General features: G+C 72.4%; 13 protein-coding genes. 10 read left to right on the forward strand and 3 right to left on the reverse strand.

What is annotated here, in order from left to right:
- Together AB0O40_RS25790 and AB0O40_RS25795 are read right to left on the reverse strand one after the other, a co-directional pair.
- On the reverse strand, positions 1–127 hold a 127-nt coding region (locus AB0O40_RS25790; RefSeq protein ID WP_365046362.1), incomplete at its 3' end, for an AMP-binding protein.
- A gap of 14 nt (positions 128–141) precedes the next feature.
- Entirely contained in the window at positions 142–1,164 is a 1,023-nt protein-coding gene (locus AB0O40_RS25795; RefSeq protein ID WP_365046261.1) for a Gfo/Idh/MocA family oxidoreductase, read from the reverse strand.
- A gap of 228 nt (positions 1,165–1,392) precedes the next feature.
- Between AB0O40_RS25795 and AB0O40_RS25800 the strand changes: the two genes are divergently transcribed.
- From AB0O40_RS25800 to AB0O40_RS25835, 8 genes are all read left to right on the forward strand, one after another.
- The gene (locus AB0O40_RS25800; RefSeq protein ID WP_365046264.1) at positions 1,393–2,406 is read left to right on the forward strand and encodes a sugar ABC transporter substrate-binding protein; all 1,014 of its coding nucleotides are present in this window, start codon (positions 1,393–1,395) and stop codon (positions 2,404–2,406) included.
- Positions 2,403–3,434, forward strand: a complete 1,032-nt coding sequence (locus tag AB0O40_RS25805) for an ABC transporter permease (RefSeq protein ID WP_365046267.1) — start codon at positions 2,403–2,405, stop codon at positions 3,432–3,434. The genes AB0O40_RS25800 and AB0O40_RS25805 overlap by 4 nt, the downstream gene beginning before the upstream one ends.
- A complete protein-coding gene (locus tag AB0O40_RS25810) occupies positions 3,431–4,318 on the forward strand; it encodes an ATP-binding cassette domain-containing protein (RefSeq protein ID WP_365046270.1) in 888 nt (295 codons plus the stop codon). Before AB0O40_RS25805 ends, AB0O40_RS25810 begins: the two co-directional genes overlap by 4 nt.
- 100 nt (positions 4,319–4,418) lie before the next feature.
- Positions 4,419–5,588 (forward strand): ROK family glucokinase, encoded by a 1,170-nt coding sequence (locus tag AB0O40_RS25815; protein ID WP_365046273.1) that lies wholly within the window; start codon positions 4,419–4,421, stop codon positions 5,586–5,588.
- Positions 5,588–6,163, forward strand: coding sequence for a hypothetical protein (locus AB0O40_RS25820; RefSeq protein WP_365046275.1), 576 nt, complete (start codon positions 5,588–5,590; stop codon positions 6,161–6,163). The genes AB0O40_RS25815 and AB0O40_RS25820 overlap by 1 nt, the downstream gene beginning before the upstream one ends.
- Positions 6,164–6,217: 54 nt before the next feature.
- Positions 6,218–6,850, forward strand: a complete 633-nt coding sequence (locus tag AB0O40_RS25825) for an MBL fold metallo-hydrolase (protein ID WP_365046278.1) — start codon at positions 6,218–6,220, stop codon at positions 6,848–6,850.
- Between the two features lie 80 nt (positions 6,851–6,930).
- Positions 6,931–7,710 (forward strand): exodeoxyribonuclease III, encoded by a 780-nt coding sequence (locus AB0O40_RS25830; RefSeq protein ID WP_365046281.1) that lies wholly within the window; start codon positions 6,931–6,933, stop codon positions 7,708–7,710.
- A 96-nt stretch (positions 7,711–7,806) separates the two neighbouring features.
- Positions 7,807–8,247 carry a DUF6278 family protein gene (locus AB0O40_RS25835; protein WP_365046284.1) on the forward strand — a complete coding sequence of 147 codons (441 nt, stop codon included), beginning with the start codon at positions 7,807–7,809 and terminating at the stop codon, positions 8,245–8,247.
- 260 nt (positions 8,248–8,507) lie between these two features.
- Here AB0O40_RS25835 and AB0O40_RS25840 read toward each other — a convergent pair whose 3' ends face one another.
- Complete coding sequence (locus AB0O40_RS25840) at positions 8,508–9,707, reverse strand: Ig-like domain-containing protein (protein ID WP_365046365.1); 1,200 nt, start codon at positions 9,705–9,707, stop codon at positions 8,508–8,510.
- A gap of 240 nt (positions 9,708–9,947) precedes the next feature.
- Between AB0O40_RS25840 and AB0O40_RS25845 the strand changes: the two genes are divergently transcribed.
- Together AB0O40_RS25845 and murJ are read left to right on the forward strand one after the other, a co-directional pair.
- Positions 9,948–11,114, forward strand: coding sequence for a peptidoglycan bridge formation glycyltransferase FemA/FemB family protein (locus tag AB0O40_RS25845; protein ID WP_365046287.1), 1,167 nt, complete (start codon positions 9,948–9,950; stop codon positions 11,112–11,114).
- The gene (gene murJ / locus AB0O40_RS25850; protein ID WP_365046290.1) at positions 11,111–12,760 is read left to right on the forward strand and encodes a murein biosynthesis integral membrane protein MurJ; all 1,650 of its coding nucleotides are present in this window, start codon (positions 11,111–11,113) and stop codon (positions 12,758–12,760) included. Before AB0O40_RS25845 ends, murJ begins: the two co-directional genes overlap by 4 nt.
- Positions 12,761–12,791 lie beyond the last annotated feature (31 nt).

A 12,791-nucleotide genomic window follows, 5' to 3' on the forward strand; every position in this document is an offset into this window, starting at 1 on the left:
CCAGGTTGGTGACGTACGCGTGGGTGACCATGACGCCCTTGGGGGCGCCGGTGGTGCCGGAGGTGTACACAGCGGTAGCTGGGGGAGGCCTGCGGGCCGCGCCCCCGCAAGCGCCGGGGACCCGCACATCCCGGCCCCGCTTCAGGCCGCCGCCGAGCCGGGCACGGCCGGGATCTCCAGCAGGGAGACCGGACGGTGCTCGCGGCGGGACAGCTCGCAGGCCTCGGCGACGCGCAGGGCCGCCAGCCCCTCCAGGCCGTCACAGGGGTTCTCGCCCTCGCCCCGCACCAGCCGGACGAAGGCCGCCAGCTCGGCCTCGTAGGCCGGGGCGAACCTCTCCAGGAAGCCGGACCAGGGCTTGCGGGCCGGGGGCGGGCCCAGCGGTTCGGTCGAGGCGATCGGCGTGCGGTCGTCCAGCCCGGTGGAGACCTGGTCCAGATCCCCGGCCAGCTCCATCCGCACGTCGTACCCGGCGCCGTTGCAGCGGGTGCCCGTGCAGGAGGCCAGGGTGCCGTCGCTCAGGGTGAGCAGCGCGGCCGCGGTGGACACGTCCCCGGCGGCCCCGAACTGCGCCGGACCGGCGTCCGAGCCGGTGGCGTACACCTCGGTCACCTCCTGGCCGGTGACCCAGCGCACCATGTCGAAGTCGTGCACCAGGCAGTCCCGGTACAGCCCGCCCGAGGTGGCCAGATATCCCTCCGGCGGCGGGGCCGGATCGGCGGTGGTGGTGCGTACGGTGTGCAGCCGGCCCAGCGCCCCGGAGCGGACCAGCTCCCGGGCGGTGCGGCAGCCCGCGTCGAAGCGGCGCATGAAGCCCAGCTGGAGCACCCCGCCGGCGGCGGCCACCGCGGTCAGCGCCTCCACCGTCCCGGCCAGGTCCCCGGCGACCGGCTTCTCGCAGAACACCGGCAGCCCGGCGCGGGCCGCCCGGACGATCAGCTCGGCGTGTCCCGCGGTGGCGCAGGTGATCACCACGGCGTCGACGCCCCAGGTGAAGACGGCGTCCACGGTCGGCGCGGCGGTGGCGCCCAGCCGGTCGGCCAGGGCCGCGGCCCGGGCCGGGTCGGCGTCGGCCAGCAGCAGGGAACCGGCATCGCGGTGCCTGCTCAGTGCCGCGGCATGGAAGGACCCGATCCGGCCCGTCCCGATCAGCCCGATACGCATGGTTTCAACGTGGCCCGGGCGGGTCCGGCTGTCAATGTTTCCTCCGGAGGGGTTCGACCCGGTCTGACCCGATGACCACCCCGGGGCACCCGGTGGCGGATACTTGGGCGGCTGGCACCGGTTTGACCTTTTCGGCGCTGGCCGGATTCGTACCACCGCCGGAGAGCCGGCCGGGGCGAACCCGTAGGTTTCGACATCTCGAACGGGCGAAGGGAAGGGCGCGGCGACGTGGCTAGGGTTCGGACAGGGGTACGGGTCGTGGGCGCCGTGCTCGCGGCGGTCCTCGGGGCCTCCCTCGCGGGGTGCAGCAGTACGGGCGGCAAGCGCGCCGAGGACCGGGCGCGCGCGGCGGCCGAACAGGGCCGGCCGGCCGTGTCCACCCCGCGCTGGACCTTCGCGATGGTCACCCATGCGGGCGATGGCGACACCTTCTGGGACATCGTCCAGAAGGGGGCCAAGGAAGCCGCCGCCAAGGACAACATCAACTTCGTCTACGCCCACGACGACCAGGCGCAGCAGCAGGCACAGTTCGTCCAGAACGCCATCGACCAGAAGGTCCAGGGCCTGATCGTCTCGCTGGCCAAGCCCGAGGCGCTCAAGGACGTGGTGGCCAAGGCCGTCAAGGCCGGCATCCCGGTGATCACGGTGAACTCCGGCTCCGCCCAGTCGGCGCAGTACGGCGCGCTGACCCACATCGGCCAGGACGAGACCGTGGCCGGCGAGGCGGTCGGTACCGAGCTGACGAAGCGCGGCCGCAAGAAGGCCGTCTGCGTCCTGCACGAGCAGGGCAACGTCGGCCACGAGCAGCGCTGCGCCGGGGCCAAGAAGACCTTCGGCGGCACCATGGAGAACCTGTACGTCGAGGGCACCAACATGCCCTCCGTCCAGGCGGCCCTCCAGGCCAAGCTCCAGTCCGACCCGTCCATCGACGCGGTGCTCACCCTGGGCGCGCCCTTCGCGCCCACCGCCGTCAAGGCGAAGGAGGCGGCCGGCAGCAAGGCCGAGATCGACACCTTCGACCTCAACCCGGCCGTGGCCCGCTCCCTGAAGGACGGCACCCTCGGCTTCGCGGTGGACCAGCAGCCCTACCTCCAGGGCTACGAGGCGGTCGACCTGCTCTGGCTCTACCGGTACAACGCCGACGTGCTCGGCGGCGGCCGGCCGGTGCTCACCGGACCGCAGATCGTGACCGGCGCCGACGCCGCCAAGCTGACCGAGTACATCGAGCGGGGCACCCGATGAGTGCCGCCACCGCCGACGAACGGCTCGCGCCGGTCTCCGTCGTCCGCCGGCTGCTCGGGCGCCCCGAGCTCGGCGCGGTGGTGGGCGCGGCCGCGGTCTTCGTCTTCTTCTCCTTCGCGGCCGACAGCTTCCTGCGGGCCAGCAGCCTGAGCACGGTCCTGTACTCCGCCTCCACCATCGGGATCATGGCCGTGCCGGTGGCGCTGCTGATGATCGGCGGCGAGTTCGACCTGTCCGCGGGCGTGATGGTCACCAGCTCCGCGCTGATCTCGTCGATGTTCAGCTACCAGATGACCGCGAACGTCTGGGTGGGCGTCGCGGTCTCGCTGGCCGTGACGCTGGCTCTGGGCTTCTTCAACGGCTTCATGCTGACCCGCACCAAGCTGCCGAGCTTCATCATCACCCTCGGCACCTTCCTGATGCTGACCGGCCTGAACCTCGGCTTCACCAAGCTGATCAGCGGTTCCGTCTCCACCAAGACCATCGCCGACATGGAGGGCTTCCCCTCCGCCAAGGCGCTCTTCGCCTCGCAGTGGACCGTCGGCGGGGTCACCCTGAAGGTGACGATCCTGTGGTGGTTCGCCCTGGTGGCGCTGGCCACCTGGATCCTGCTGCGCACCCGGGCCGGTAACTGGATCTTCGCGGTGGGCGGTGCCTCGGACGCCGCGCGGGCGGTCGGCGTGCCGGTGGTCAAGACCCGGATCGGGCTCTACATGGGCGTCGCACTGTGCGCCTGGATCTCCGGCCAGCACATCCTCTTCTCGTTCGACGTGGTCCAGTCGGGCGAGGGCGTGGGCAACGAGTTCCTGTACATCATCGCGGCGGTGATCGGCGGCTGCCTGATGACCGGCGGCTACGGCTCGGCCATCGGCTCCGCGGTCGGCGCCTTCATCTTCGGCATGACCAGCAACGGCATCGTCTACGCCCAGTGGAATCCGGACTGGTTCAAGTTCTTCCTCGGAGCCATGCTCCTTCTGGCCACCCTGCTCAACCACTGGGTGCGCAAGCGTGCGGAGGCGACCACGTGACCACCGTGACAAAGTCCCCGGCCGCGCCGGGAGCCGCCCCGCTCGTCGAGCTGGTGGACGTCAGCAAGCACTACGGCAACATCCGCGCCCTCGAGGGCGTCTCGCTCGAGGTCTCGGCCGGCGAGATCACCTGCGTGCTGGGCGACAACGGCGCCGGCAAGTCCACCCTCATCAAGATCATCGCCGGGCTGCACCAGCACGACGCCGGCAGCTTCCGGATCGAGGGCGAGGAGACCCGGCTGGCCAACCCGCGGGCCGCCCTGGACCGCGGCATCGCCACCGTCTACCAGGACCTGGCCGTGGTCCCGCTGATGCCCGTGTGGCGCAACTTCTTCCTCGGCTCCGAGCCCACCAAGGGCCGCGGCCCGCTGCGACGGCTGGACACCGCGCTGATGCGCGAGACCACCCGTACGGAGCTGCTGCGGATGGGCATCGACCTGCGGGACGTGGACCAGCCGATCGGGACCCTCTCCGGCGGCGAGCGGCAGTGCGTGGCCATCGCCCGGGCGGTCTACTTCGGCGCCAAGGTCCTCGTCCTGGACGAGCCCACCGCGGCGCTGGGCGTGAAGCAGTCCGGAGTGGTCCTCAAGTACGTCGCGGCGGCCCGGGACGCGGGCCTGGGCGTGGTCCTCATCACGCACAACCCGCACCACGCCCACCTGGTCGGGGACCGCTTCGTGCTCCTCAAGAGGGGCGCCATGGCGGGCAGCCACACCAAGGAGTCGATCACACTCGACGAACTGACCCGCCAGATGGCGGGCGGATCCGAGCTAGAGGAACTGAGCCACGAACTGGCCCGGGTGGCAGAATCGGGCACGGGACACCCCGGCGGCCCCACGCCCCCCACCACCGACAAGACCGCCGACGGCCCCGCCGGCGCCTGACCGGCCCGCCCCGGCCCCCGGTCCCCGCCGGACCGGGCCGCGCATCCCGACCACCCGCCCCGACGACGGGGGCTCCGACGACGAGGGACACGACGACTCGATGAGCACCTACCGGGACTTCACCCTCAGCCACCGCGGGGCGGCGCGGGGCACCGTCCTGCGGACCGTCGGGTCCCGGGAACGCCGATCCCACCTGACCGCCCCGCGGGTCCCGACCGTCGGCATCGACATCGGCGGCACCAAGGTCATGGCCGGGGTGGTGGACGCCGACGGGGTGATCCTGGAGAAGCTGCGCACCGAGACGCCCGACAAGTCCAAGAGCCCCAAGGTCGTCGAGGACACCATCGTCGAGCTGGTCCTGGACCTCTCCGACCGGCACGACGTGCACGCGGTCGGCATCGGGGCGGCCGGCTGGGTGGACGCCAACCGCTCCCGGGTGCTCTTCGCCCCGCACCTGGCCTGGCGCGACGAGCCGCTGCGGGACGCCCTCCAGGCCCGGCTGGCGGTCCCGGTCATGGTCGACAACGACGCCAACACCGCCGCCTGGGCGGAGTGGCGGTTCGGCGCCGGCCGCGGCGAGGACCACCTGGTCATGATCACGCTCGGCACCGGCATCGGCGGCGCGATCCTGGAGGACGGCCAGGTCAAGCGGGGCAAGTTCGGGGTGGCCGGCGAGTTCGGCCACATGCAGGTGGTGCCCGGCGGGCACCGCTGCCCGTGCGGCAACCGCGGCTGCTGGGAGCAGTACAGCTCGGGGAACGCGCTGGTGCGTGAGGCCCGGGAGCTGGCCGCCGCCGACTCCCCGGTGGCCTACAACATCATCGAACGCGTCAAGGGCAGCGTCCCCGACATCACCGGACCGCTCATCACCGAGCTGGCCCGGGAGGGCGACGCCATGTGCGTCGAACTGCTCCAGGACATCGGCCAGTGGCTGGGCGTGGGCATCGCCAACCTCGCCGCCGCCCTGGACCCCTCCTGCTTCGTGATCGGCGGCGGTGTCAGCGCCGCCGACGACCTGCTCATCGGCCCCGCCCGGGACGCCTTCCGCCGGCACCTGACCGGCCGCGGCTACCGGCCCGAGGCCCGCATCGCCAAGGCCCAGCTCGGCCCGGAGGCGGGTATGGTCGGCGCCGCCGACCTCGCCCGGCTGGTCGCCCGCCGCTTCCGGCGGGCCAACCGGCGCCGGGTGGAGCGGTACGAGCGCTATGCGCAGGCCGGCCGCCTGTGGACCGGCCGCACCACCAGTGACACCCCCGAGGACCCGCAGTGATGACCCCCACCGTCCCCCGCCAGGCCCCCGCCCCCCATGAGGAGGGTCCCGCCGAGGACCGCCGCCACGTGATCCGGCGCCGCTGGCTGACCGCCGTCATCATCGTGCTGCTCATCGGGGTGCCCGCCGGGTACCTGGCGATCTCCGCGAACCAGAGCCGCAACAGCGGCAAGGACAAGGCCGCCACCGCCACCGCCACCAAGGTCCGGCCGGGCTGGCCCTCCCGGGTGCAGCGCAGCATCTACGAGGTACCGGTGCCGGACAAGGCCTGGGGGGTGGGCTTCTACGAGACGAACAACTGGCGCACCAGCCGGCTGTACGTGCAGTTCGCCGTCACCCCCGCCGACCTGGACGCCTTCCTGGCGTCGATGGGCAGCAGCCGGGCGGCCCTGAAGCCCGGGGTCTCGGTGGGCGCCCGGGACGCGGGCGTGGCCGGCTGGAACTTCGTCAAGGGCCGGCCCTGGCAGTCCGTCACGCTGGAGCAGCCCGACCCGCGGCCCACCCGGGACGTCACCGTCGACCTCTCCAACCCGGCCGCCCCGCACGTGTACGTGGTCTCCACCGCCACTCCGTAGCCGCCGGGCCGGCCCCGGGCCCGCCGCGTCCGGCGGTGCGCCAAGATGGTGGTCATGAAGCTCACCAAGCTGCGCCACTCCTGTGTCCGTCTGGAGCGCGAGGGGCGGACGCTCGTCATCGACCCCGGTGCCTTCTCCGAGGCGGACGCCGGGCTGGGCGCCGACGCCCTGCTGGTCACCCACGAGCACCCGGACCACTTCGAGGAGGGCCGGCTGCGGGCCGCCCTGGACGCCAACCCCGCGGCGGGCCTGTGGACCCTGCGCTCGGTGGCCGAGCGGCTGGCCCCGGCCTACCCGGGCCGGGTGCACACCGTCGGCCACGGCGACGCCTTCAGCGCCGCAGGCTTCGAGGTGGAGGTGCACGGCGAGCTGCACGCGGTGATCCACCCCGACATCCCGCAGATCACCAACGTCGGCTTCCTGGTGGACGGTTCGCTCTTCCACCCGGGCGACGCGCTGACCCTGCCGGGCCGCCCGGTGGACACCCTGATGCTGCCGGTGCACGCCCCCTGGAACAAGATCTCCGAGGTGATCGACTACGTCCGCGAGGTCGCCCCGCGGCAGGCCGTCGACATCCACGACGCCTACCTCGCCGACCTGGCCCGGCCGATCTACGACGGCCAGATCGGCGCGCTGGGCGGCGCGGCGCACTCCCGGCTGACCCCGGGGGAGACCACGCAGCTCTGACCCGGCCCCCCGGGCGGGCCCGGCCCGGCCCCGGAGCGGCCGGAGGGTGGCTGTCACACCCGGGCGGTAGGTTGGCTTCCATGCGTATCGCCACCTGGAACCTCAACTCGATCACCGCCCGGCTGCCCCGGCTGCTGGCCTGGCTGGAGAGCACCGGCACCGACGTGCTGTGCATCCAGGAGACCAAGTGCTCCGCCGAGCAGTTCCCGCACGACGAGCTCCGCGAGCTGGGCTACACCTCCGCGGTCAACGCCACCGGCCGGTGGAACGGCGTCGCCCTGGTCTCCCGGGTGGGCCTGGAGGAGGTCGTCGCGGGGCTGCCCGGCGGCCCGGAGTACGAGGGCGCCCAGGAGCCCCGGGCCATCTCCGCCACCTGCGGCGGCGTCCGCCTGTGGTCGGTCTACGTCCCCAACGGCCGCGAGCTGCTGCACGACCACTACGGCTACAAGCTCCAGTGGCTCGGTGCGCTGCGCGAGGCGGTGGCCCAAGACGCCTCGGGGGAGCGGCCGTTCGCGGTGCTGGGCGACTTCAACATCGCTCCGGAGGACGTGGACGTGTGGGACCCGGCGGTCTTCGTCGGCGCCACCCACGTCTCGGCCGAGGAGCGCGCGGCCCTGACGGCACTGCGTGCCGCCGGCCTGTCCGACGTGGTGCCCCGCCCGCTCAAGTACGACCACCCGTACACCTACTGGGACTACCGGCAGCTCGCCTTCCCGAAGAACAAGGGCATGCGGATCGACCTGGTGTACGGCAACGCCCCCTTCGCCAAGGCGGTCACCGACTCGTACGTCGACCGCGAGGAGCGCAAGGGCAAGGGCGCCTCCGACCACGCTCCGGTGGTCGTCGACCTCGAGGTGTGAGCACCGCCGGGCCGGCCCCGTCCGCCCGTCGCCCGACTCCTGCCCGTCCAGGCGCGCCTATGGCGCCCGGGCGGGCAGGAGTGCGAGTCTGGACGGATGAACATCCCCTTCCTGGACATCTGGCGAAAGCGGCATGAAACCGGACACGGGCGGGCGCTGGCCACGGCCCTCGCGGAGGATCCGGAAGGGGTGATCGAACTCTTCTCGGAGTGCGAGCTGCTGCGCCACCAGGCGGGGGCCGCGGGCCTCGAACTCGACGAGAGCCCCGCCTCGTTGGAGGCCCTGGACCAGCTGATGCCGCGCTGGCGCCGGGATCCCGAGGCCGTTCCCTGGCTGGGCAACGACGCGGGCCTCTACCTCGGCACCGTGATCATCCGGTCGGTGCCCGGGGCGGGCTGGCACGTCTGGCCCAGCGGGCAGCCGGTGATCCGGCTGGCCTCCGGCCGCGAGCTGAACGTCGTCGAGTCCGGGATCGCCTGGGCGATGGCCGGCTCCCCGGAGCTCTCGCAGGTCTACGCCGAAGCCTCGGAGGGCTGACCGGCGGGTTTATCCCGTTCTTATGCGTGTCGAGGTGAAGTGCCGTGCCCGCCCGGATAGTTTGCGCTGGCCCGGGCGGACCGAACAGGTGGGGAGGGCGGAGCGGCGTTCCACCGACCCGTGCCGGCGGCAGCCGAAGATCACTTCTCGCACCCGGGACCGAGACGTACGAGGGATCGGTCGCGGACGAGGAGGAGGTCAGCTGCCCGCCGGCGGGGCCGGGTCCGGCGGTGCCGGCGGCCGTGCCGCCGGGAGTGCCGTCAGTTGCCCTGGCCGCCGGCCAGCGCGCTGCGGGCCTGCCACTGCTCCCAGGAGTCGTTCCACTCGCCGAAGCCGTTGCCGATCTCGGGCTTGCCCTTGGAGCCGGAGCCCTTCGTCTCGAAGGGGTCGCCCGGCTGGGTGGCGGCGAACAGCTTCGAGGCGTTGGCGTCGCTCATCCCGACGCAGCCCGAAGAGGTGTTCGCCCGGCCGAAGTTGGCGGTGTTCCAGGGCGCGGCGTGGGCGTACATGCCGGACCAGGTCAGCCGCATCGAGTAGTCGACCATCTTGTCGTAGGCGTCGCCCAGGCCCACCGTCTGGGAGTCCATCCGGATGGTGCCCTCCTTGGCCATGACGACCATCTTGCCCAGCCAGGAGGCCTTCTTGCCGCCGGGAGTGCCCGCGGAGACCGGGATCGACAGGACCTCGGCGCCGTCCCGGGTCATGGTCAGCTGGTGGCTGTCCAGGTCGACCGAGATCCGCTGGTCCTTGCCGATGGAGAAGTGCGTGTTGTAGTCGCGCACGAAGTAGCCGCCGCCGGTGCCGGAGTCGACGCCGTTGAGGTTCATCTGGAGCTTCACCTCGGTGCCCGCCTTCCAGTACTCCTTGGGGCGCCAGTCCACCCGGTCCTGGCCGGAGTAGTCCTTCATCCAGCCCCAGGAGCCCTCGGTGTTGTTCGAGGTGGTGACCTTCAGCTGCTTCTCGACCTCGGCCTTGTTCTTGACCGGGTTGTCGAAGACCAGCGAGATGGGCTGGGCGACGCCGTAGGTGCCGCCCTTGCCGGGCATGATCGTGATCTTGTTGACCTTGTCGGCCGCCGCGGTGGCGAACTGCGCGGTCGCGGTGCCGCTCTCGTCGTTCTTCGCCTCGACCTTGTAGGAGGTGCCCGGCGAGGACTTCCGCTCGGAGGTCCAGCTCTTGCCGTCGGCGGATATCCGGCCGGACAGCTCGCCGCCCTTGGTGTCGGTCACCTTCACCGAAGTCAGCTTGCCCTCGGTCACCTTCACCGTCACCGGCTCGCCGGCCTTGGCCTTGTCGCCGGTGAGGTTCACCGAGATGGCCATCGGCTTGGGCTTCATCGCAGCCTTGCCCGAACCGGCGTCCGAGCCGCCCGAACAGGCGGTCAGGGCGGCGGCGAGGACCGCGGTGCCCGCAACGGCCGCCCGGCGGCTGCGGACCCGGATGGCCTGGCGGCGCGACAGGGTGGCGGTACGGCGTGTGCGGCTCAACGAAAACCCCTCCGAAAAATCCGTGACTTCTGCAATCTAGGAGCGAACAAGGCGACGATAGGTTGCGGATTCCGCGGAAAGAATCGGCATTTCGGTTGTGACGTGGACCGCAGCAGAACGGTCATCGTTCCGTCACATTCGCCGCGCGGTCCGGTCACGGGCCCCTGTGAGAGTCCTGTGCATCCCACCACGGACGTACAGGAAGGACTTGCCGTGTGCGCACTGCTCGTGACCCCCGCCGCCCAGCAGGAACAGGACCGCGAACTGCGGGTCCGGAGCCTGTCCGTGAGCGAGTACCAGTGGTTCCTCGCCGCCCACCGCGAGGCGAGCTTCCTCCAGTACCCGTCCTGGGCCGAGGTGAAGGACCAATGGCGTTCCGAAAGGGTCGGATGGCACTTGCCCTCCGGTGAGATGGCCGGCGCCGCCCTCGTCCTCTACCGGCAGTTCCCCGGCACCCGCAAATACTTCGCCTACCTCCCCGAGGGGCCGGTCGCCGACTGGAGCGACCCGCACATCGACCGCTGGCTCGACCCGCTGCTGCGGCACCTGCGCGCCTCCGGCGCCTTCGCGGTCCGGATCGGCCCCACCCCCGTCTACCGCCGCTGGGAGGCCGCCGCCGTCAAGGCCGCCACCGGCCCCGGCCGGCAGCTCGCGGACCTGCTGGCCAGCGAGGTGGACCCGCTCGGCGCGGCCGTCGCCGACCGGCTGCGCAGCCGCGGCTGGACCCGCTGCGGCGGCGAGTCCGACGGTGACGCCCAGCCCCGCCACGTCTTCCGCGTCCCGCTGGCCGGCCGCACCCGCGAGGAGCTGTTCGCCGGGCTGAACCAGGAATGGCGCCGCAACATCCGCAAGGCCGCCAAGGCCGGCGTCGAGACCGTCCTCGGCGGCGCCGCCGACCTGCCCGAGTTCTACCGGCTGCTGCGCATCACCGAGGAGCGCGACGGCTTCCGGCTCGGCCGCACGCTCGGCTACTACGAGCAGCAGTACGCCGCCCTCAACGCCGAACAGCCCGGCCGGATGCGCCTGTACCTCGCCAAGTACCAGGGCGAGATCCTGGCCGCCCACACCATGATCGTGGCCGGGAACCGGGTCTGGTACCAGACCGGCGCCTCCGCCGACCACCGCCGCGAGGTGCGGCCCAGCAACGCCCTGCAGTGGCGCATGATGTGCGACGCCCACGCCATGGGCGCACACGAGTACGACATGCGCGGGGTACCCTCCACCCTCGACCCCGACGACCGTTCCTTCGGCCTGCTGCGCTGGAAGCTCGGCACCGGGGGACACGTCGCAGAGACCCTCGGAGAGTGGGAGCACCCGATGCCCGGCACCGCCAACCACGCGCTGTACCGCGCCTTCCAGGCCTACCTGGCGCGCCGGTGACGACCGCAGTCAGCAGAACCCGGGGACCCGCCCACGCCGCCCCCAGGAAGAACTCGCTGCTGCGCAGCGGGGCGCTCATGGCGGCCGGTTCCGTGGTCTCCCGCGCCACCGGCTTCGTCCGCTCCGCGATCGTGACCGCCGCCCTGGGCACCACCATGCTCGGCGACGGCTACGCGGTGGCCAACACCGTGCCCAACATGGTCTACATCCTGCTCATCGGCGGGGCGCTCAACGCCGTCTTCGTGCCCGAGCTGGTGCGCGCCGCCAAGGAGCACGCCGACGGGGGCACCGCCTACACCGACCGGCTGCTGACCGTCTGCACGGTCGCCCTGGTGCTGCTCACCGCCGGCGCCGTGCTGGCCGCCCCGGCCCTGGTCGCCGCGTACACCGACTACACCGGGGCACAGGCCGAGCTGACCGTCGCGCTGGCCCGCTACTGCCTGCCGCAGATCTTCTTCTACGGTCTGTTCACCCTGCTCGGGCAGGTGCTGAACGCCCGCGGGAAGTTCGGCGCGATGATGTGGACCCCGGTCCTCAACAACGTCGTCGTGGTGGCCGTCTTCGCGCTCTACCTCGCCGTGGCCCACGACTCCGCGGGCGGCCTGTCCGACGGCGACGCCCGGCTGCTGGGCTGGGGCACCACCGCCGGCATCGTCGTCCAGGCCCTGGCCCTGATCCCGTCCCTGCGCGCGGCCGGCTTCCGCTGGCGGCCCCGCTTCGACTGGCGCGGCAGCGGGCTGACCCGCCCGCTGCGCAGCGCCGGCTGGCTGGTCATGCTGGTCCTCACCAACCAGCTCGCCTACTGGGTCACCACCCGGCTGGCCACCACCACCGGCTCCGCGGCCGTCGCCGAGGGCGTGGCCGGCGGCGCCGGCTACACCGCCTACAGCAACGCCTACCTGCTGTGGATGGTCCCGCAGGGCATCGTCACCGTCTCCCTGGTCACCGCCCTGATGCCGCGGATGAGCTCCGCCGCGGCCGAGGGCGACCTCGCCGCGGTCCGCCGCGACGTGTCCTACGCGCTGCGCTCCAGCGCCGCCTTCATCGTCCCGGCGGCCTGCCTGCTGGCGGCCCTGGCACCCTGGGTGATGGGCAGCGTCTTCGAGCACGGCAGGACCGGCCCCGCGGACATCGAGCTGATGGCCGGCATGATGGCGGCCTTCGCCCCCGGCCTGATCGCCTTCTCCGGCCAGTACGTGCTCTCCCGGGGCTTCTACGCCCTCTCCGACACCCGGACCCCGTTCTTCCTCAACTTGGTCATCGCCGGCCTCAACGCGGGCCTGTCCCTGACCGCGTACCTGCTGCTGCCGGCCCGCTGGGCGGTCACCGGCATGGCCGGGGCGTACGCCCTCGCGCTGTTCGCCGGCTGCGCCGTCACCGCGTACACCCTCAACCGGCGCCTCGGCGGCGGGGCGGTGCTGCGCTCACCGGCCCTCGGCGCGCACCTGCGCCTGCTGGCGGCCTCGGTGCCGGCCGCGGGCGCCGGGCTGCTGGCCGCCCGGGCCGCCGACCCGCTGGGCAACCTCGCCGCCGCGGCCGCCGGCACCCTGGCGATGCTCCTCGCCCTCGTCCTGCTGGCCCGCCCGCTGCGCGTGACCCAGCTCACCGACCTCATCGACACCCTGCGCCGCCGCCTCCGCCGATAGGCGGAGGCCGGCCCCCGAAGACCCCTGGGAT

This window comes from Streptomyces sp. NPDC089919 (assembly GCF_040684615.1).
GTDB lineage: Bacteria > Actinomycetota > Actinomycetes > Streptomycetales > Streptomycetaceae > Streptomyces.

Excerpts from the sequence above, each read along its gene's own strand:
- AB0O40_RS25795 (WP_365046261.1), bottom strand. The coding sequence starts at position 1,164 with ATGCGTATCGGGCTGATCGGGACGGGCCGGATCGGGTCCTTCCATGCC.
- AB0O40_RS25805 (WP_365046267.1), top strand. The coding sequence starts at position 2,403 with ATGAGTGCCGCCACCGCCGACGAACGGCTCGCGCCGGTCTCCGTCGTC.
- AB0O40_RS25815 (WP_365046273.1), top strand. The coding sequence starts at position 4,419 with ATGAGCACCTACCGGGACTTCACCCTCAGCCACCGCGGGGCGGCGCGG.
- AB0O40_RS25820 (WP_365046275.1), top strand. The coding sequence starts at position 5,588 with ATGACCCCCACCGTCCCCCGCCAGGCCCCCGCCCCCCATGAGGAGGGT.
- AB0O40_RS25825 (WP_365046278.1), top strand. The coding sequence starts at position 6,218 with ATGAAGCTCACCAAGCTGCGCCACTCCTGTGTCCGTCTGGAGCGCGAG.
- AB0O40_RS25830 (WP_365046281.1), top strand. The coding sequence starts at position 6,931 with ATGCGTATCGCCACCTGGAACCTCAACTCGATCACCGCCCGGCTGCCC.
- AB0O40_RS25835 (WP_365046284.1), top strand. The coding sequence starts at position 7,807 with ATGAACATCCCCTTCCTGGACATCTGGCGAAAGCGGCATGAAACCGGA.